The sequence below is a fragment of the Collinsella sp. BM28 genome, from assembly GCF_054551995.1.
In genome coordinates, this window is sequence record NZ_JBTOLJ010000001.1 from 1,309,858 (window position 1) to 1,328,888 (window position 19,031).

The following is a 19,031-nucleotide window of genomic DNA, read 5'->3' on the forward strand; positions in this document are numbered from 1 at the left end:
AGCGAGAGCGGCATCAGGAGCCGCAACCGCGCCTTCAACCGGAGCCCAAGGGTCCCTACGCGCCCGCACCCATGGAGACTACATAGCCCAGACCGCCCACGCGCGCCTCGTCGCCCACGAGCGACGTGCGAACGAACTTGAGCTGCTCCTTCACCGCGGAAGGCGACGTCCCGCCCTCCGTGGTGCGCGCGGCGACAATCGCATCGATATCGAGTGCCGAGGTAATGTCGGGCGCGAACAACGGGCTCGCCTCTTGGAAGACCTCGAACGGCAGATCCTCCAGCTGGCATCCGCGGTGGTCGCACTCCAGCACCAAATGCCCCACGACGGCATGGGCTTCACGAAAGGGCATGCCCTTCTTGGCGAGATAATCGGCAACATCCGTGGCTGCCAAATGACCGACCCTGCAGGCGGCGCGCATGCGCTCGGCGTTGATGTGCATCGTGTCCACCATGCCCGCCATCACCTCGAGGCACTGGCTAAGCGTACGAGCGGAGTCGAGCGCCCCCTCCTTGTCCTCTTGGAGATCCTTGTTGTACGCAAGCGGCAGACCTTTGCAGGTCACCAACAGCTGCATGAGGTTACCGTACACGCGCCCGGTCTTACCGCGGATAAGTTCGGCGAAATCGGGGTTCTTCTTTTGCGGCATGATGGACGAGCCGGTCGAGAAGGAATCAGACAGCGTGATGTACCCGAACTCGGAGCTGCTCCACAGCACGATTTCCTCGGCCAGACGCGAGAGGTGCATGGCCATGGTCGAACAGGCAAAGTGCAAATCGAGAAGAAAATCTCGATCGGACACGGCGTCAAGCGAATTGGGGATCACGCGCGTGAAACCCATGGCGTAAGCGGTTGCCACGCGGTCGAGCGGATACGTGGTGCCCGCAAGCGCAGCGGCACCGAGCGGAGAGGCATCCGCGGCCTCAAACGCCGCATCGAGCCGCTTGAAGTCGCGCGTGAACATCCAGTAATACGCGAGCAGATGATGCGAGAGCAAGACCGGCTGCGCGTGCTGCAGGTGCGTCATGCCGGGCAGGACCACCGTGCCATTATCGATCGCCACGCGCACCAACACCTGCCGAAGCTTGAGGTTGGCCTCCATGAGCTGCTTGGAAAGAGCCTTGGCGGCGAGGCGCGTGTCGGTGGCCACCTGGTCATTGCGCGAGCGACCCGTGTGTAGGCGCTTGCCCGCTTCGCCTATCCTGCGCGTCAACTCGCTCTCGATGGCCATATGGATGTCTTCGTCATTGATGTCAAAGACGAACGCGCCCGCATCGATCTCGGCCTCAATCGCCGCGAGACCGCTGGCGATGGCTTCATAATCCGCCTCGGTGATGATTCCTTGCTTAGCGAGCATCGCGGCATGTGCGCGCGAACCGGCGATATCCTGTTTATACAGATGCTTATCGACGGGAAGCGATGCACCGAACTCCTGCGTGGACACATCCACGCCGCCCTCGAACCGTCCGCCCCAAAGTGCCATATATCCGCTCTCCTTAGGTAAACTCGATGCGGTTTCGTTAGTAATTCACGACCTGGTCGCAAGCAGTGGACTGGGCATCCGCCACGACCTCGAAATGGACATCTTGACCAGCACCGGCGAGCTGCGCCTGCTTGGTGGCCCACGTCTTGATGGAGAGGCCCTGGATGTCGATGAAGCCCTTGGCGGCCTTCTGGTCGAACGCATCGTCGTTGTCGTAGGTGGCGAGCGCGGGGTCGTACAGGGCAGCGGCGCTCTTGCGGCCCACGACCACGCATCCGCCCTTGTAGAACTTGAGCTTCACCGCGCCGGTGAGATCCTGCTGCGTGGCGCCCATAAAGGCATCGAGCGCCTGCTTGAAGGGGCTGAACCAACGGCCGTTGTAGACCTGGTCGGCCCAAAGCTGCTCAAGGGCGAGCTTGTGGTGGAGCACGTCGCGCTCCAGGCACAGATCCTCAAGCGCCTTGTGAGCCTGAATGAGCGCAAGACCCGCCGGGACCTCGTAGCACTCGCGAGACTTGAGACCCACGTAGCGGTTCTCGATCATGTCGATGCGGCCGTAGCCGTTCGCGCCTGCGATGGCGTTGAGCTTTGCAATGAGCTCCGCCAGCGGCAGCTCCCGCCCGTCAAGGCTCGCCGGCACGCCAGCGACGAAGCCGATCTCGACATAGGTGGGCGCGTCGGGCGCGTCAACGGGGTCGACGGTCATCGTCCAGATGTCCGCCGGGGGCTCCGCCCACGGATCCTCGAGGACGCCGGCCTCGATGGCACGGCCCCAGAGGTTATCGTCGATGGAATACGGCTTCTCGATGCTCTGCGCAACCGGCACGCCATGCTTCTGGGCATAAGCAATCTCGTCGGGGCGCATGCCGAGGTCCCACTCACGCACCGGGGCGATGACCTTGAGAGAGGGGTCGAGGGCCGTGATGGAGGTCTCGAAGCGCACCTGGTCGTTGCCCTTACCGGTGCACCCGTGGGCAACGCTCGCCGCGCCGTACTTGTGAGCCACCTCAACGAGGTGCTTGGAGATCAACGGACGGGACAACGCGGAAAGCAGCGGATACTTGTTCTCGTACATGGCATTGGCAGCAAGCGCGCAGGTGATGTAGTCCGAGGCGAACTCGTCGGTCATGTCGACCACTTCGACGGCGATGCAGCCGAGCATCTTGGCCTTCTCGGCAACCTTCTCCAGGCCGTCGTGCTCCTGGCCCACATTGCCGAGCATGGCGATGACGTCGAGACCCATCTCGTTTTGCAGCCATTTTATGCAGACGGAGGTATCGAGGCCGCCAGAATAGGCAAGTACGACTTTTTCCTTGGAGACAGTGTTCACGGTGTTCATGGGTTCATCCTTTCGATATGCCATTCGGCTTGAGAACGGGTGAGCCCAACTGATTGCGATATCCCCACATGGTGCAATTGGGGTACGTCCCCATTGCACCAAACGCGCCGCGAGTCGCGTGCGGCCGTTTGGTAAGAAAAATCCGCCTTGCGGCGGACCCTCCCTCGACGATATCAGTTGGACTCTGCTTGGAGGACTTGACCTCCATGCGAACAGAGACAACGAGTTATCGTCGTCGGGAGATTGAACGCTGGCGTCGGGCGGCCGCATCGGCGGCGTTCTGGCAAGGCATGATGGCGATGTGCGCCATGCCCTCATATGTAGCCAGAAGCTGTGCCACGGTTACTCATCCCTTCGAAACCAGCCGTGTCAATCGTTGGTCACTATAGTAGCCTAAAGTGACATCGATTCACGCGACGTTCTGTTATGTTGCGACTTTGTTACCACCCCGTCCCCTGGCGCGCATCATCCGGCGCTCGAACAGTCCTGCTCGCACGAAGGCCACATTAAGTGGCCTTCGGCTCGTGCGGAACTCGCGGCGGATGATGCGCGCCAGGGGACGGGCTACGGCAACGAATAGAAATTCCACGTACTACGCCTCTCCCCAAACATGTGCCGCGCCCCCTCCGCCCATATCGTCCCGCGCGCAGTTCGCGACAGCGCTGTTTGAGCACGGGATGATATGGGCGGAGGGGGCGCGTTCTCATTGAAGTGATGAGGTGAAAAACTGTTCGAGCGCCGGATGATACGGTCCGAGACGCGGGGCGGCGAGCGCCTGTCTACTCTTTGAGATAACGCGAGAGGAACTCACGGGTACGTGCGTGGTGTGGCGCAGTGAAGATCTGCTCGGGGTCGCCCTGCTCGGCAATCACGCCCTTGTCCATGAAGACCACGCGGTCGGACACGGTGCGCGCAAACTCCATCTCATGCGTCACCACGACCATCGTCATACCGTCGCTGGCCAGGCCTCGCATGACTTCGAGCACCTCTCCGACAATCTGCGGGTCCAAGGCGCTGGTAGGCTCGTCGAACAGCATGATCTTGGGACGCATGCATAAGGCGCGGGCAATCGCCACGCGCTGCTTCTGGCCACCGGATAGCGTCGAGGGCGCAGCGTGGGCAAAATCCGCCAGACCCACCGAGCGCAAGTGCTCGAGAGCGACCGTCTCGGCCTCCCCCTTCGACATCTTCTTGCGCGTTACGGGAGCCAGCGTGCAGTTTGCCAGCACATCCATGTTGTTGAACAGGTTGAATCCCTGGAAGACCATGCCGATGTCCTCGCGTAGCGAGTTCACGTCCACGTGGTCGGCGGTGAGGTCGCTTCCTTGAAACCACACGTGTCCCGCGTCGGGCGTCTCGAGCAGGTTGATGCAGCGCAGAAGCGTCGACTTACCCGATCCGGAGGCACCGATGATCGTCACCACCTCGCCGGGTGCGACCTCCAGATTGACGTCGCGCAGGACTTCGAGGTCGCCGAAGGACTTGCGCAGGCCCTCGATACGCACCATGTAATCGCCGGCGGGAGCCGTAACGGCGGTGTTGTCGTTCATAGCCATGGTCTAGTGCTCCTCGACGTTGACGGGCTGATCGGAAGTGCTGCCAAGCTTCACCGACTTGACGTTGAGGCGGTTCGCCAGGCGACCAAGCAGCCACGAAGCGATCATGGTGAGGCACAGGTAGATCACGCTCGTCACGAGCGCCGCCTCGAATTTGGCATAGTAGATGCCGCCCACGGTGGTAGTTGCGAACATAAGGTCAAAGGTGCCAATGACGGAAAGGACCGACGAGTCCTTGATATTGATGACGAGCTCGTTGGAAAGACCGGGGATGGCGAATTTGACGCCCTGGGGGAACACGACCTTGCGCATGGCCTCCCACTGGGACAGGCCAAGCGAACGGGCCGCCTCGGTCTGACCGGTGTCAACCGACTCGATGCCGCCGCGTAGCACCTCCATCATATACGCCGTTGAGTTGAGGACGATGGTGACGAGACCGGCGGTAAACGTGCTCCAGATCGCGTTGATCTGCGTGGTGGTGAGGTCGGTCATCTTAAAAAGCGCGAACACGCCGAAGAAGATGATCATGGCCTGGACCATCATGGGCGTGCCGCGGACCACGGTGCTGTAAAGGCGCGCGAAACCGCTGCCCACGACTTTCCAAAAGCGAACGAAATCGTTGTCGGAACGGTCGATGACCTGGATGCGCAGGAACACCAAGAGCAGTGCGAGGAAAAACGCGATCACCGTGCCGAACACCGCGAGCGCGACGGTGGTCTTGAAGCCGGAGAAGAAGATGGCGCGACTGTTGTAGAGCATATAGAGCATGCTCTCGAGCGTGGAGGCGGGACGCGTCTCGGCCGTAACCGCGACCTGCCAAGCAGATGCGATCCCCATGCCAAGGCGGTCGAGCGCGAGTACGGCAGTGATACCGCACACCGCATACGATCCGTAGCGCAACGCGCGCGCAACGGTAGGTTGGGTAAAGGGCGACACCTGCGCGTACGTCTTCCACCGAGCGAGCTTGAACGCCAAGGCCACGGCGGCAAGCACGAGCCAAGCAACGAGCAGGTAGTACAAGACGACCTCAAGCGCATACGCACCGGCAAGGAAACTCAGTGCGGGGCGCGGCTGGCTGGACAGGCTCATGCCCATCGCCGCAATCACACTCGTTCCCAACAACACGTAGCGATGATCATCCAAAACAAACGAGGCCAAGCGACCAAGCGGGCGAGCACCCGCCGATGCGGTGGTCATGGATCGACTCCTTTAATTGAATAATAGCGATACGGCCACCGATCGTGAGATGGCGGCCCAGCAAGATGTATAAAGCCCGAGCGCGAACATATTCTCGTAGGGCGTTTTGTGGAGCGAAGCGCAACCACGCCCGAAGAGATTATGTCCGCGCGCAGGCGGTTTGGATACGTTATGCAGGCTGACGATCCATGCAGGCGGACCACATGTCCTGACGCTCCTCGTCATCGATGCCCGCGATGATCTCGTTGATCTGGTCGAGGACGGCCTTGTTCTCATTGGCCACCGCGGCGTTATCGGGCATGAGGGAATCCTCGAAGGAGTCCTCCATGTCGAGCACCACGAGCTCCGGATAGACCTCGAGCAGCTTGGGGGCGGAGAGCATGGAATAGGTGATGATGTCGCACGTACCGTTCATCAGGTTCTCGACGACCATGGGCTGCGTCTCAGCAGGCGTCATATGGTTGACGTCAGGAATCTGCTCGATCACGTCGTCGTACATGGTCGCCGCCTGGCCGAGAATCGAGGCGCCCGCAAGCTCGGCAAACGTCGTGGCACCGGCGTAGGCCGAATCGTTCTTGCAAATCATGATGATGTCGTCATCGACATAGGAGTCGGAGAACGCGGCGGCGTCCTCGCGCTCGGGCGTGACGGACATACCGGCGCACACGATATCGATCTGACCGTTGTTGAGCGCGTCGATCAGCGAGCCGAACTCGAGCTTGACCGCGACGGGCTCCATACCCAGGCCCTCGGCGATCATCTTGGCAACTTGGACGTCATAGCCGTCGGCGTAAGCACCCGAGACGTTCTCGATTGGAATGGTGTACTCAGACTCCTCGGAGACCTGCCAGTTATACGGGGCGTATGCGGCCTCCATACCAACACGCAGCGTCTTGCCATCGCCCAGCTGAGCCGCCGATGCGGAAGCGTCGGTGCTACCGCTCTGTCCTGCATCCTGGGCAGCGGGGCCGCAGCCCGCAAGGAACATCATGCCTCCCACGCTCATAGCCGTTATGCCGGAGAGCTTAAGGAACTCCCTGCGCGAACGCATAGCGGGTTGGATAGATACGTCAACAGTCTCACGAGTCATGATGAACCTCCAATGTTTGTCTGAGACCCCTTCCGCACGACGCAACCAGAGGGGGCCCATCCCCCTCTCCCTTGCAACTTAATGCGTGAAAGTTCCGCGTGCTGTAGGGCAGGATACTCCGTTTTGGTGGAGCATAATCAGGAGGTATACCAAGAAATAGATTAGTTACATTTCTTATACATGCACATGCATAGAATTTCAGCGGGCAGAGAAATCGAGCGCGGTAACCGCTTTTGTACCGATGTGCGGCACTCAGGCTATACAATACCTGCGAACATCAAGGCGCGCGCCGCCCAAACCGGAAAGGATCACATGCTTCCCTCGTACCTCGCCGATACCGACCTCTCCTCGATCAGACTCGTCGCCACCGACATGGACCTCACCCTGCTCGCCGATGACAAATCCATGCCCGAGGGCGTTGACGAACGCATTGACGCACTCGCGCGACGCGGCGTCGTGTTCTGCGCGGCGAGCGGCAGGCCCGCGCTCGCCCTGCGCGAATCCTTCCCGGCCCATCACCAAGATATGGCGCTCGTCGCCGACAACGGGGCATCCGTCTACCTGCGCGATGAGCTCATCTACCGCGACCTCATCGATCACGACCTGTACCGCGAGGTCCTCACGCGTTGCGTCGAATCGGGGTGCGGCGTCCCCGTGCTCTGCGCCTTCGACGTCGCGTACGCGCTTGAGCGCGACCGTGTGCACCATGACGTGGTGAGCATCTACTACCGCAATATCATCTACATCGACACCTTCGAGGAAATCGATGTCGACTCGAATAAGATCTCGATATACTTCCCCAACTGGGACAGCAAGCGCAATTTCGATGAGGTGTATGGGCCGGAATTCGGAGAGCGCCTGTACGTCACGTGCGCCGGTGATGAATGGCTCGATTTCATGAACCTCGGTATCGACAAGGGGTCGGGCATTCGCCATCTGGCGGAACATCTGGGCATCAAGCTCACCGATATCGCCGCCTTCGGCGACACCTATAACGACATCCCCATGCTCGACATCATAGGCCACAGCTACGTGATGGCCAATGCCGCCGAGCACATGCATGCCCACGGCAAGTTCCTCGCCCCGAGCAACAACGAGGCGGGCGTGCTCACCGTCATCGACCGCATCATCGAGGCGATGGCATAAAGCCCCATCACGATCGACTCGCAAACCAAAACCGCGAAGCCCATCACCAGCGACATGCAGTCGATTAAAAATCGAGTTTCGCACCGCTGATGATGCGGAATGATCAGAAGCCAGAGGCCCAGCACCAGCCTCCACGCCCCTTCTTCCATCTACCAACGCACGGCCAGCGAGACTCTGCCGCGAATCGGACGAAAATGTAACGAATTCTCGAAGGGGTCGAGTAGACGGGGGTTTTGGCCTCCTGCCAACTGGGGTTTTACCATCCAGACCGGCCGTCTACTCGGGGCGTCTCGAAACTCGTTACAAAATCGAGCGATTCGCGGTAACTCGGCGGGAAAACCGCGATATCGCAAAGAGCTACTTCGCCTCTGCCCAGGTCTCGCCGATGCTGGCGTCCGCGATGAGGGGCACGCGGAGCTGAGCCACGCCCTCCATTTCCTCGCGCACCATGGCCACGAGCGCGTCGACCTCGGATGCCGGGCACTCGAAGTCCAACTCGTCATGCACCTGCAGAATCATCTTGGCGGCAAAGCCCTCGGCACGCAGTCGCTCGGCCACGCGCACCATGGCGATCTTGATGATGTCTGCAGCGGAGCCCTGCATCGGATGATTCATCGCCGTGCGTTCGCCGAACATGCGCTGCGCGGGCACGCGCAACTCAGGGATGGGGCGGCGGCGCCCGTACATGGTCTCGGCATATCCGGTCTGCTTCGCGAAGGCCACCGTCTCATCCAGGTATGTGCGCACGCCCGGGTACGCGCGGAAGTAGGCGTCGATCATCTCACGGGCCTCCGCCATGGGGATATCGAGCGTCTGCGACAGACCGTATGCCTGCTGGCCGTACACGATGCCGAAGTTCACCGCCTTGGCGCGGCTGCGCAGCTGCGGGGTCACCTCGTCAACCGCGACACCGAACACGCGCGCGGCGGTCTCGGCATGGAAGTCCTCGCCCTCGTTGAAGGCACTCACCAGATGCTCGTCGCCCGAGAGGTGCGCCAGCAGCCTCAGCTCGATCTGCGAGTAGTCGATGGCCACAAAGACCGAGCCCTCCTCCACCGAGAACGCCTTTTTGACCGCATGGCCCAGCTCGGAGCGAGTGGGGATGTTCTGCAGGTTGGGATTGGAGCTCGATAGGCGGCCCGTCGCGGTGATGGTCTGGTTGTAGGTTGTGTGTACGCGGCCGTCGTTGCGGCGCTGGCCGCCGAGGGTGTCCAGGTACGTCGACTTGATCTTGGTCTTCTCGCGGTACTCAAGGATGAGGCGGACGATCTCGTGGTCCTTCGCGAGATCCTCGAGGACCTTGGCGTTGGTGGAGTAGTAGCCGCGCTGGGTTTTCTTGAGGCCAGCCGTGGGCAAGCCGAGCTTGTCGAAGAGAATGCGGGAGAGCTGCATAGGGCTCGAGAGATTGAACTCCTCGCCACCCGCAAGCTCGCGAATGCGAAGCTCGAGCGACTGGATTTGACCAACGAGTTCCTCGGACTGCGCCGCCAATCGTGCGGGGTCGACGTACATGCCCGCGCGCTCCATGGACGCAAGCACGCGCACGAGCGGCATCTCGATCTTGGTGAAAATGTCCTCCGCGCCCTGAGCCCCAAGCGCGGCGGCGAGCGGCTCACGCAGGATGCGGGCGAGCCAGGCGGATCGAGCAGAGGCACTCACGGCATCCGCCGGCGCGCCCGCCTCCCCCGCCGCGGGTGGCAACGAGGCATGCAGGTACGTCTCGGCAAGATAGGAATCGGCAAAATCCGAACGCACGGAATCGAGCAGGTACGCGGCAACCACCGTGTCAAATAACCGCGAAGAGTCAACCAACAGCGGGTCCAGGAGCTCCGTCTCACTCGAATCGACGGGCGAGAGCTCGTGGAGCAACGCCTTAACGTCGCAAGAGATCACGCGCCCCTCGCTCAGGATATGATGCAGCACCCCAGGAATGACCCCCGCCGAGAGGTCAAGGTCGATCGTGGATATCGCACAGGGGCCGAGCGGTTCCTCGAATGACAGCAGGGCGCGGTCGGTGGCGACCCACAGGCGACGCGTCATGCCGAAGAGCGCTCCATCTTCCTTGTCATCCTCCATGGCGACACCCAGCCACTCGTCCGCATCGAGGGCACGACAGAGCTCGTCGAAGCACGCGTTCATCTCCTCAGATGCGGCCCGCTCTTCCTCATCGCCCTTCTGGGCCGCAGAGGCGTCGAGGGCAACACGCAGCACCTCGGGCATCTCCAGGCTCGTAGCCACAGGAGCCGAAGCGGCGCCTTCCCCGAGCAGCGCGAGGAAGCGGTTCTGCATCGCCATGATGCCGAGCTCACCCAGGGCGGCAGAAACGGACGACGCGTCGAACGCCGGGAACGCCACCTCGGTCAGGTCGCACTCGATGGGCGCGTCCGTCATGATCGTGGCGATCTTGCGGGAGATGAGCGCATCATCGATGTGCGCGCGCAGGTTCTCGCCCATCTTGCCCTTGACCTCGTCGGCATGGGCAATAACCTCGTCCAAGCTGCCGTACCGGGCGATCAATGCGCTCGCCTTTTTGGGGCCGATGCCCGGCACGCCGGGAATGTTATCGGAAGAGTCGCCCTTGAGACCGTAGAAATCGGGTACGAGATTGGGCGTGATGCCATGGTAGAGGTCGTCCACGCTCTCGGGTGTCATGATAGCGATGTCGGAAAGGCCCTTGCGCGTGGAGACCACATGCACATGTTCTGTAACAAGTTGATACATATCGCGGTCACCGGTGACGAGATACATATCGCACTCCGCCTCTTCACCGCGGCGGGCGAGCGTACCCAGAATATCGTCGCCCTCCCAGCCTTCGAGCTCGATCACGGGGATCGAGAGGTTCTTCAGCAGTTCTTTGATCATGGGGAATTGGCTGCGAAGATTCGGATCCATGGGTGGACGCTGGGCCTTGTACTGGGGCAGCATCTCCATGCGGACCTTCGGACGGCCCTTGTCGAACGCGCAGACCACGCCGTCGGGCGAGAACTCGTCGACCATCTTAAGGAACATGTTGAGGAAGCCGAATACTGCGTTGGTGGGGCGGCCGTCCGGCGCGTTCATGGTGGGGGGCACAGCATGGAAGGCGCGGTGCATGAGCGAGTTGCCATCGATGACGGCGATGACGCGTCGGGCACGGGCAGGCGTGAAATCAGGCATGGAGGACCTCTCTCGTCCGTTTTCTCTCGCAAACCAGTCTACCCCACCGCCCGGACAAGTAGGCGCAGGCCGATAGATGGCAGTAGGCCCCGGAAGGACATCCCTCACTAAACATTCCACAGGATTTGCGCAAAGCGCAGATCCGAGGGCGTTTGGGGAGGGATGTCTTTCCGGGGCCGACCGAGCACGTCCGCTCGGCAAACCCTAGTTGAACTTGAAGATCTTAGACGCAAGATGGTACATACCGATGGTGGTCTTCTCTCCCAGCTTGCCCGGCAGGTTCGTGCCCCAGCCAATCACGCCGTGGCGCGCCTTGCGGTACATCTTCTCGTCATACGTGCGCAGATCGTTCCATAGGGCAGCAAGCTCATCATCGATGCCCGGCTTGTCGGAAAGCTTGGTGAACACCGAGCAGATGGCCATCATCATGGTGAAGTAACCCATCATGTAGGAGCGCAATTTCTCCTGTTCGACGTCCTCGTACAGGTGGTAGGACTCCATCATGATGCGCGTAATGCGGAACTGCTGGTCCAGGCGCTTGACCATAGTGGCCTCGTTTACGCTCTGACCCTCACGACCAATGAAGTAACGATACAGGTCGATGTCGGCGTAATAGAGAGTCTTGCAGTTGGGCAACGGCACGTACGCGTAGATATTGTCCACGTAGAAGGTGTGCGGTGGCATGGGGAGGTCGTGCCCGCGCAAGACATCCGTGCGGTAGCACAAAGAGTGCATGAGCAGGTTCTGATCGGGGCGGAAGCGCCCGATCTCCTCCCAGGAAAAGACCTTTTTGCGCGGCAACGCCATGCGATAGCTGATCGTGGTGTGCGTGCCCTCGTGAACCTTCTCGTACACGTAGTTCGAGATGAACAGGTCAACGCGCAGGTTACGCTCCTCAAATCCGCGAAGAATGGTGAGCATGGTGGAAAGCGCGGCGGCGTCGAGCCAGTCGTCGGAATCGACGACCTTGTAGTACGTACCCTGGGCTTCGCGCAGGCCGGCACGCACAGCCATGCCATGGCCGCCGTTCTCCTGATGCACCACGCGGACAATGCCCGGATACCGCGCCTCCCATTCATCTGCCTTGGCGCCCGTTTCGTCCTCCGAGCCGTCATCGACGATGATGATCTCGATGTCGGACGCGAACTTGGATCCCTCGAGGATTGAGGTGATGCAGTGATCCATATCCTTAGCGGCATTGTAACTGGGGATGCCAAAAGAGAGCACCTTGTGGCCCTCCCCCGCCGGCGTCACAGAAATCGTCCTGATGGGAAACGCGACGCGGGCAGCCTCGATATCGTAAGCAGTCGCAACGCAGTTCTGTTCGGTATTAGGCATGGCAGGCGATGATCTCGTCGGAGAGGTTAAGGGCGGAAGCGGTCACGGCATCCATATCGTAGTAACGATACTCGGCAAGACGGCCGACCGGGTGGAAATTCGTGATGTGCTGCACGCGCTCGAGATACCGCTCGTAGAGCTTGCGGTTGTCGGGGTCGAGAATCGCGTAGTACGGGGTCTGGCCGCTACCCGGCTCGTAAGCGTGGCTGTACTCCTTCATGATGGTGGTCTTGCCTTCGACCTCTTGCCCTGTCATGTTCTTGAACTCGGTGATACGCGTGAAGTCCTCGGACACCGTGTAGTTAACCGTGCCAACCGGCTGGAAGCGATCCATGTCGAGGGTCTCGAACTTCATGTCGAGCGTACGGTACGGCAGAGCGCCCAGATCAAGGTTGAACAGCTCATCAAGCGGACCGGTGTAGATGACCTCGCCACCGTAGACGTTGCCGCGAACCTTAACCGTGGTCTCGTCGAGCTCGAAGATGTCGCGTGCGTCGACACCACAGAACACATCGATGCAATCATGGTCGAGCATGTTCTCGAACAGGGCGGTGTAGCCTTCCGCGGGCATACCCTGGAAGGGGGCCTGGGGGAAGTAACGGTCATCGTCACCCACGAACACGGGGACGCGCGCAGTGACGGACGGATCGATCTCGTCGGGCGTCTGACCCCACTGCTTCATCGTGTAGTGCAGGAATACGTTCTCGTACACGTAGTCGGCGACCTCGGCCAGGTCCGGGTCGTTTTTCTCGCGAAGCTTCAGGATCGGAACCTTCACATCCTTGCCGAACGTGTCGACGAGCTTGTTGTAGAGCTCCTCACCGCGCTGATCGCCAAAAGCGAGCAACAGGCTCTTGTGGTTGAAGGGCACCGGCATGAACGTGCCGTGAACGTTGGCGAGCACTTTGTGCTGATAATCGGTCCACTCGGTGAAGCGGGAGAGGAAATTGTGCACGTTCTCGTTGAACGTATGGTAGATATGCGGGCCGTACATATGCACCAGAATCCCGGCCTCGTCGTAATAGTCATACGCGTTGCCGGCGATATGGTCGCGACGCTCCAAGACGGCGACGCGGAATCCGACGGTCTCGGCGAGGCGACGGGCGCACACGGCGCCGGCGTATCCCGCGCCGACGACGATCATGTCGTACGCGTTCGGGTTGAAGTCCTCCGGGAGACCGAAAGTGATCTGCATGACAGCTCCTTGCAGGCGGTGGCGACATCTCTTCCCATGAAGCGACGAGCGGGGTCGCCATGGCCCGCATATCGCGTTTTCATCCAAATGATTATAGCGGTCGAGTCATATAATTACCTCTGTCACACCAATAATGCTCATCGCGCGCAGCGGCACGCGATGAGCGATTCATTCTGAGGAGCGTACATGAGCGATTTCCTGAGCCGCATGAAAGCCACCGCCAAGGCGGATAAAAAGACCGTCGTCCTGCCCGAGGGCGAAGATCAGCGCACCATCGACGCAGCGAAGATCATCGTCGAGGAGGATCTCGCCAACCTGGTCATCTTGGGCGATCCCGATAAGATCGACGTCCCCGGCGTCACCGTGATCGACCCCAAGTGCGGCCCCAAGCACGAAGAGTACGCCCAGAAGTTCGCCGAGCTCCGCGCAAAGAAGGGCGTGACCATCGAACAGGCCCGCGCCCAAATGAACGACGCCACCTATTACGGCACCATGATGGTCAAGATGGGAGATGCAGACGGCCTCGTGTCCGGCGCCTGCCACTCCACCGCCGACACGCTGCGCCCCGCCCTGCAGATCCTCAAGACCGCCCCGGGCACCAAGCTCGTCTCCGCATTCTTCATCATGTGCACCCAGACCCCGCAGTTCGGCACCGACGGCACGCTGATCTTCGCCGACTGCGGCCTGAACATCAACCCCACCTCCGACGAGCTCTCCGAGATCGCCATCGCGTCCGCCAAGAGCTGGCAGACCTTCATGGGAGGTGCCGAGCCGCACGTGGCGCTACTCTCCTACTCCACCATGGGATCGGCTGGCGGCGAGGTCGCCAAGAAGGTCCAGGAGGCTGTGGCGTTCTGCAAGGATAAGGCTCCCGAGCTCGCCATCGACGGCGACCTTCAGCTCGATGCCGCCATCGTGCCCACCGTGGCGCAACTCAAGGCCCCGGGCTCCCCGGTCGCCGGCAAGGCGAACGTACTCGTGTTCCCCGACCTCGAGGCCGGCAACATCGGCTACAAGCTCGTGCAGCGTTTCGCCGGTGCGGATGCCTACGGCCCGATCCTGCAGGGCATCGCCAAACCGGTGAACGACCTGTCGCGCGGCTGCTCGGCCGAGGACATCGTGGGCGTGGTGGCCATCACGGCCGTTCAGGCTCAGATGGCCGAGTAAGCCTCCGATTCATCGCACGTGGCCATGGGGCCGGGCGTTGCTTTGGCAGCGCCCGGCCCTTTCCCTATCAAAACGCAAGGTGCGGCCGAAACGACTACGGTTGCCCGCCAAAGGGTACAGATGTCATAACGGATGCCAAGGCGAGAGAAAGGGGCACCCATGTTGTTCAAGAACGTTTTGGTTCCCTTCGATGAGTCCGAGCACGCGCAGGCGGCGCTCCATCTTGCCATCGACTTCGTGGGGGACGACCCCACGGCGACGATCCATATCGTCACGGTCGTATCGAACGATATCATGCCGCCCTCGATGATCTCCGCCGCTGGTGCCTTTGGAGAGGTCCCCATCGACTACACGAGCTACGAGTCACTCCTCACCTCGATCGCCGAGCGCTCTGACCGCGAGCTGCGCGACAGCATCGGCAGCATCCTTGGCAAGGACCTAGATGCCATCAAGGCCAAGGTCGTCATTGATACGCGCCTGGCACCCTCCCCTGTGGACGGGATCACCAACTACGCCGCCGACCATCGCTGCGACCTCATCATCATGGGCCGGCGCGGCTTGGGCGCCCTGCGCGGCATGCTCGGCAGCGTGAGTTACGGCGTTCTGCGTTCGTCCGAGATTCCCGTCCTCACGGTCAAGTAGTCCCCAACTGAAAGCGGCCCCTCATGTGAGGGGCCGCTTCGCGTGATGCTCTGGTGAGCGAGGTTACTTGGCCAAGCGCTCGACGTCCAGCGAAATCATATACTCCTCGTCCGTGGGAATGACCACGACGGTGACGCTAGAGCCGGCAGCGGAAATGACGCCGCCCTTGCCGCCCACGCACTCCCTGTTCTTGGCGCGATCAACGCGAACGCCGAGCCACTCGAGGAACTCGCAGAACGCCTGACGGGTCGCCCAGTCGTTCTCGCCAATGCCACCAGCGAAGGTGATGGTGTCGACGCCGGCCATGGAGAAGATCATGGAGCCGGAGTGCAGCATCGCCTTGTAGGCGAACAGGTCGAGCGTGAACAGCGCCTTCTCGTCGCCCTCGAGCGCCGCCTCGCGAATGTCGCGCGCATCGCTCGTCTTCTCATACATGGCGAGGATACCGGACTGCTTGTTCATCATGGTATCGACCTCGTCGGCGGTGTAGCCACCCACGCGCTGCAGGTAGCAGACGGTGGCGGGGTCGATGGAGCCGCAGCGGGTGCCCATCATGAGGCCGTCGAGCGGGGTCAGGCCCATCGTGGTGTCGCGGCACACGCCGTCCTCGATGGCGCACAGGGAGCTGCCATTGCCCAAGTGGCAGGACAGCAGGCGGTGGCAGCGGTCGCCGAGCATCTCCTTGGCGGTCTTCCACTCATAGCGATGGCTCGTGCCGTGCGCGCCGTACTTGCGCACGTGGTACTTCTCGCGAACCTCGCGAGGCAGCGGGTAGGTGTAGGACATCTCGGGCATGCCCATGTGGAAGGAGGTGTCGAACACAGCGACGTTCGGAATACTCGGATAGGCATCGCGGCAGAACTCGATTACGCCGGCCTCAGCGTAGTTGTGCAGGGGGGCGAGGGGCGCCACCTCGTAGATCTTGGCGAGCACGTCGTCGTCAACGAGGGCAGAATCGGTGAAGTGCCAGCCGCCCTGGACGATACGATGGCCGATGGCGTCCATTTCGAAGCCATGCTCGTTGATAAGATCGATGACCATGCGAACGGCCGTGCCGTGATCGGGTAGAACAACGGCCTCCTTGGCCTTTTCCCCACCCTCGCTGTGACCGAAGATTCCCTCTTCGAGGCCGATCTTCTCGCAGTTGCCCTTGGTGAAGACCTCGCGAGTCTTGGTGTTCATGAGCTGGAACTTGAGACTCGAGCTACCGGCGTTGAGAACGAGGACGTTCATGACACTCCCTACAAATGATGCGCGGACAATCGTGCGTCGCGCAGGACGTTACAACGGTTCTATCATAGCGCGAATGTGCGCACGCAGGCATCCCACCGCGCGCACAACGCTATTTTGCATGCGGGCCCTGCGGCCTCAAATGAGTCCTTCGCCGAGCGGCTTGCCGCCGAGCACGTGCAAGTGAACGTGCATGACGGTTTGACCGGCGGCCTCGCCCTTGTTCGAAATCACGCGGAAGCCCTCATCGAGGCCCTTGATGCGGGCGACCTCGGCCACTGCGTGCATCATGGCGGCGAGCGTCTCGGCGGGAATGCCATCGATGATGTTGTCGTAGTGCTCCTTGGGAATCACGAGCGTGTGCGCGGGCGCCTGCGGGTTGAGGTCGTCAAACGCGATGACCAGGTCATCCTCGTAGACGATGGTCGAGGGGATCTCGTGGGCGGCAATTTTGCAGAAGATGCAGTCGGACATGGGGCTCCTTTCAATTGTGTTCCCGTGTCGGCAAGGGGGGCATATCGACCCGTGCTCAAACAGTCCTGGCTCGCACGGACCGTCCACCGGACGGTCCGGCTCGTGCGGAACTGCGCGCGGGACGATATGCCCCCTACCGACAAACGACGTCCCCCTCGATTATCGCATCGAAAGGGCGACTACGGGTTGAGGGGATGGCTCTTAGAGGTTGAGGCTGTCGGCGTCATCCGCGGGCTCACCCGGGACAAGCTGATCGGTACCGTCGACATCTTGCAGCAGGACGGAGACCTTTTGCTCGGCCGCTGCCAGACGACCGCGGAGGCTCTTGAGAAGCTCCACGCCGCGCGTGTAGCTCTCGAGTGATTCCTCGAGCTCCATATCACCTGACTCGAGACTGCGGATGATAAGCTCAAGCTCGGTGGACGCCTCCTTGTAGGTAAGCTCCTCAACGTTCTTGCGATCTGCCATGTTCTTCTCCTTACTCGGCGCCACTCCGGGCAACGCGTAGCTTCCTGTATCTTCTCGGCTTATTTCCCAGCATGTGTGATGTTGCGGACAGATGCACTCACTTCGCCGCCGGCCATGCGTACCCGCACTTCGTCACCCGGCGCGAACACGTCCACGCTCGTCGCGACGCGCCCGGCACCGTCGTAGGCGATGGAGTACCCGCGGCCGAGGACCTTGAGCGGCGAGAGCGCATCGAGTGCTGCCGCGTTTTTCCCCAGATCCGCCACGGGGCCGCTCAAGATGATCGAACCCTTGGCACGTAGCTTAGAGGTGTACAGGTCCAGGGCGTGACGTTTGACGCCCAGACCGGAAACGCTCGCCTCCAGGCGCGGTGCCAGGCGGTCGAGCGCACCGGTAAAGCGCTCCTGCGAGCGGTCGCACACGACGGCGAATCGATCCGCCGTCTGCGCGAGCTCGGCACGGCGACGATCGGCGACATTCGTGGGGTCGACCAGGCACGGACGCGACGCATAGCCATCGACCTCGAGTGCAAGACGCTCGAGCCGCATGGACATCGCGCGGGAGATCCTCCCCAACATGCCCTCACATTCCGCATCCGCAGAAGCGGTAAGCGATACCAGGGAGCGCTGCAGCCGCTGCTCACGCATATTCAGCACATTAACGAGTTCGGCGAACTCGGGGGCCACCGACTCCGCCGCCGCTGTGGGTGTGGAGCACCGGCGGTCGCTCACCATATCGCAAATCGAATTGTCGGGCTCGTGTCCGATGCCGGTCACCACGGGCACGGGACTGGCCGCGACGGCGCGGGCGAGGGACTCGTCGTTGAAGGTCATGAGATCCTCGAAGGAACCACCACCGCGAACGAGCAGGATGCAATCGGGTGCGGGCGAAATCGCGGCCGCACGGCGCAGCCCCTCGATGAGCTCGGCGGGAGCACCCTCCCCTTGGACCTTCGCCCCCACACAGACGACCTCGACCAGCGGGTTGCGGCGGCGCAGCGTGCGCTTGACATCGTTGACGACGGCACCGGATAGCGACGTGACGACGGCGATGCGCGTGCAAAAGACCGGAATGCGGCGCTTGCGCTCGGGTTCCATGAGGCCCTCGCGGCGCAGCTTCTCCGCAAGTTGGGCAACCTGCTGACGAAGCAGGCCCTCCCCCGCCAAGGTGAAGGAGCTCGCCTTGAAGCTCATCTTCCCCGTGGGCTTGTACAGGTCGAACGTCCCCGTGAACAGCACTTGCAGGCCGTCGCGCAAATCAAAGGCGCGCTTGTCGTACGTGCCCTTCCACACGATGCAATCGAGCGCCGCAGACTCGTCCTTGATCTGAAAATAGCAATGGCCGCTACGAGCGTTTGGACCGCGAAAGCCGGTCACCTCGCCGAGCACGGTGATCTTGGGAATGTCGTGGAGCGCACCGGCGGCGAGCTCTGCCGCTTGCGAGACGGAAAGCGCGTCCTCATCGGGCACCGCGGAAGGTGCCTCGGGCGAGGAGCCCGTCAGGTTCCACGCGTTCATATGCCCTCCTCTCACTCGTATCTTCGAACTCGA

Annotated in this window: 15 protein-coding genes; 3 read left to right on the top strand and 12 right to left on the bottom strand. The window is 61.5% G+C overall.

Annotated features, from left to right (window positions below):
- Positions 1 to 55: 55 nt before the first annotated feature.
- From argH to ACX9NZ_RS05775, 5 genes are all read right to left on the bottom strand, one after another.
- Positions 56 to 1,483 (bottom strand): argininosuccinate lyase, encoded by a 1,428-nt coding sequence (argH, locus tag ACX9NZ_RS05755; protein ID WP_118653561.1) that lies wholly within the window; start codon positions 1,481 to 1,483, stop codon positions 56 to 58.
- A gap of 37 nt (positions 1,484 to 1,520) precedes the next feature.
- Positions 1,521 to 2,822 (bottom strand): argininosuccinate synthase, encoded by a 1,302-nt coding sequence (locus ACX9NZ_RS05760; RefSeq protein ID WP_302741686.1) that lies wholly within the window; start codon positions 2,820 to 2,822, stop codon positions 1,521 to 1,523.
- Between the two features lie 779 nt (positions 2,823 to 3,601).
- On the bottom strand, positions 3,602 to 4,378 hold the full coding sequence (locus tag ACX9NZ_RS05765) for an amino acid ABC transporter ATP-binding protein (RefSeq protein WP_294122561.1): 777 nt from the start codon (positions 4,376 to 4,378) through the stop codon (positions 3,602 to 3,604).
- Between the two features lie 3 nt (positions 4,379 to 4,381).
- A complete protein-coding gene (locus tag ACX9NZ_RS05770) occupies positions 4,382 to 5,575 on the bottom strand; it encodes an amino acid ABC transporter permease (RefSeq protein WP_199588893.1) in 1,194 nt (397 codons plus the stop codon).
- Between the two features lie 169 nt (positions 5,576 to 5,744).
- Positions 5,745 to 6,626 carry a transporter substrate-binding domain-containing protein gene (locus ACX9NZ_RS05775; RefSeq protein WP_199588897.1) on the bottom strand — a complete coding sequence of 294 codons (882 nt, stop codon included), beginning with the start codon at positions 6,624 to 6,626 and terminating at the stop codon, positions 5,745 to 5,747.
- Positions 6,627 to 6,977: 351 nt separating this feature from the next.
- Here ACX9NZ_RS05775 and ACX9NZ_RS05780 point away from each other — a divergent pair, with 351 nt between their 5' ends.
- Positions 6,978 to 7,811: an HAD family hydrolase gene (locus ACX9NZ_RS05780; RefSeq protein WP_118653563.1), complete on the top strand. Its 834-nt coding sequence runs from the start codon at positions 6,978 to 6,980 to the stop codon at positions 7,809 to 7,811.
- Positions 7,812 to 8,168: 357 nt separating this feature from the next.
- On the opposite strand, the gene polA is transcribed toward ACX9NZ_RS05780, so the two are convergent.
- The 3 genes from polA to glf all read right to left on the bottom strand — a co-directional run bounded on the left by polA (position 8,169) and on the right by glf (position 13,500).
- Positions 8,169 to 10,967: a DNA polymerase I gene (polA, locus tag ACX9NZ_RS05785; protein ID WP_294122555.1), complete on the bottom strand. Its 2,799-nt coding sequence runs from the start codon at positions 10,965 to 10,967 to the stop codon at positions 8,169 to 8,171.
- A gap of 204 nt (positions 10,968 to 11,171) precedes the next feature.
- The gene (locus ACX9NZ_RS05790; protein ID WP_118653565.1) at positions 11,172 to 12,305 is read right to left on the bottom strand and encodes a glycosyltransferase family 2 protein; all 1,134 of its coding nucleotides are present in this window, start codon (positions 12,303 to 12,305) and stop codon (positions 11,172 to 11,174) included.
- Positions 12,298 to 13,500, bottom strand: a complete 1,203-nt coding sequence (gene glf / locus ACX9NZ_RS05795) for a UDP-galactopyranose mutase (protein WP_118653566.1) — start codon at positions 13,498 to 13,500, stop codon at positions 12,298 to 12,300. Before glf ends, ACX9NZ_RS05790 begins: the two co-directional genes overlap by 8 nt.
- A gap of 186 nt (positions 13,501 to 13,686) precedes the next feature.
- Between glf and pta the strand changes: the two genes are divergently transcribed.
- The gene (gene pta / locus ACX9NZ_RS05800) at positions 13,687 to 14,667 is read left to right on the top strand and encodes a phosphate acetyltransferase (protein WP_118653567.1); all 981 of its coding nucleotides are present in this window, start codon (positions 13,687 to 13,689) and stop codon (positions 14,665 to 14,667) included.
- Positions 14,668 to 14,826: 159 nt separating this feature from the next.
- Entirely contained in the window at positions 14,827 to 15,309 is a 483-nt protein-coding gene (locus ACX9NZ_RS05805; protein ID WP_118653568.1) for a universal stress protein, read from the top strand.
- 63 nt (positions 15,310 to 15,372) lie between these two features.
- Here the strand turns inward: ACX9NZ_RS05805 and ACX9NZ_RS05810 are convergent, their stop codons facing one another.
- From ACX9NZ_RS05810 to xseA, 4 genes are all read right to left on the bottom strand, one after another.
- Entirely contained in the window at positions 15,373 to 16,542 is a 1,170-nt protein-coding gene (locus tag ACX9NZ_RS05810; RefSeq protein WP_294122551.1) for an acetate/propionate family kinase, read from the bottom strand.
- Between the two features lie 135 nt (positions 16,543 to 16,677).
- Positions 16,678 to 17,013 (bottom strand): HIT family protein, encoded by a 336-nt coding sequence (locus tag ACX9NZ_RS05815; protein WP_294122549.1) that lies wholly within the window; start codon positions 17,011 to 17,013, stop codon positions 16,678 to 16,680.
- Between the two features lie 201 nt (positions 17,014 to 17,214).
- Complete coding sequence (xseB, locus tag ACX9NZ_RS05820; protein ID WP_294122546.1) at positions 17,215 to 17,481, bottom strand: exodeoxyribonuclease VII small subunit; 267 nt, start codon at positions 17,479 to 17,481, stop codon at positions 17,215 to 17,217.
- A 59-nt stretch (positions 17,482 to 17,540) separates the two neighbouring features.
- Positions 17,541 to 18,998: an exodeoxyribonuclease VII large subunit gene (gene xseA, locus ACX9NZ_RS05825; RefSeq protein ID WP_407495647.1), complete on the bottom strand. Its 1,458-nt coding sequence runs from the start codon at positions 18,996 to 18,998 to the stop codon at positions 17,541 to 17,543.
- Positions 18,999 to 19,031 lie beyond the last annotated feature (33 nt).

What these genes read in the sequence shown, in the direction of transcription:
- ACX9NZ_RS05790 (WP_118653565.1), bottom strand. Translation starts at nt 12,305, where the DNA reads ATGCCTAATACCGAACAGAACTGCGTTGCGACTGCTTACGATATCGAG.
- ACX9NZ_RS05760 (WP_302741686.1), bottom strand. Translation starts at nt 2,822, where the DNA reads ATGAACACCGTGAACACTGTCTCCAAGGAAAAAGTCGTACTTGCCTAT.
- ACX9NZ_RS05805 (WP_118653568.1), top strand. Translation starts at nt 14,827, where the DNA reads ATGTTGTTCAAGAACGTTTTGGTTCCCTTCGATGAGTCCGAGCACGCG.
- ACX9NZ_RS05770 (WP_199588893.1), bottom strand. Translation starts at nt 5,575, where the DNA reads ATGACCACCGCATCGGCGGGTGCTCGCCCGCTTGGTCGCTTGGCCTCG.
- glf (WP_118653566.1), bottom strand. Translation starts at nt 13,500, where the DNA reads ATGCAGATCACTTTCGGTCTCCCGGAGGACTTCAACCCGAACGCGTAC.
- polA (WP_294122555.1), bottom strand. Translation starts at nt 10,967, where the DNA reads ATGCCTGATTTCACGCCTGCCCGTGCCCGACGCGTCATCGCCGTCATC.
- ACX9NZ_RS05780 (WP_118653563.1), top strand. Translation starts at nt 6,978, where the DNA reads ATGCTTCCCTCGTACCTCGCCGATACCGACCTCTCCTCGATCAGACTC.
- ACX9NZ_RS05810 (WP_294122551.1), bottom strand. Translation starts at nt 16,542, where the DNA reads ATGAACGTCCTCGTTCTCAACGCCGGTAGCTCGAGTCTCAAGTTCCAG.
- pta (WP_118653567.1), top strand. Translation starts at nt 13,687, where the DNA reads ATGAGCGATTTCCTGAGCCGCATGAAAGCCACCGCCAAGGCGGATAAA.
- ACX9NZ_RS05765 (WP_294122561.1), bottom strand. Translation starts at nt 4,378, where the DNA reads ATGGCTATGAACGACAACACCGCCGTTACGGCTCCCGCCGGCGATTAC.
- ACX9NZ_RS05775 (WP_199588897.1), bottom strand. Translation starts at nt 6,626, where the DNA reads ATGCGTTCGCGCAGGGAGTTCCTTAAGCTCTCCGGCATAACGGCTATG.
- xseA (WP_407495647.1), bottom strand. Translation starts at nt 18,998, where the DNA reads ATGAACGCGTGGAACCTGACGGGCTCCTCGCCCGAGGCACCTTCCGCG.
- xseB (WP_294122546.1), bottom strand. Translation starts at nt 17,481, where the DNA reads ATGGCAGATCGCAAGAACGTTGAGGAGCTTACCTACAAGGAGGCGTCC.
- argH (WP_118653561.1), bottom strand. Translation starts at nt 1,483, where the DNA reads ATGGCACTTTGGGGCGGACGGTTCGAGGGCGGCGTGGATGTGTCCACG.
- ACX9NZ_RS05815 (WP_294122549.1), bottom strand. Translation starts at nt 17,013, where the DNA reads ATGTCCGACTGCATCTTCTGCAAAATTGCCGCCCACGAGATCCCCTCG.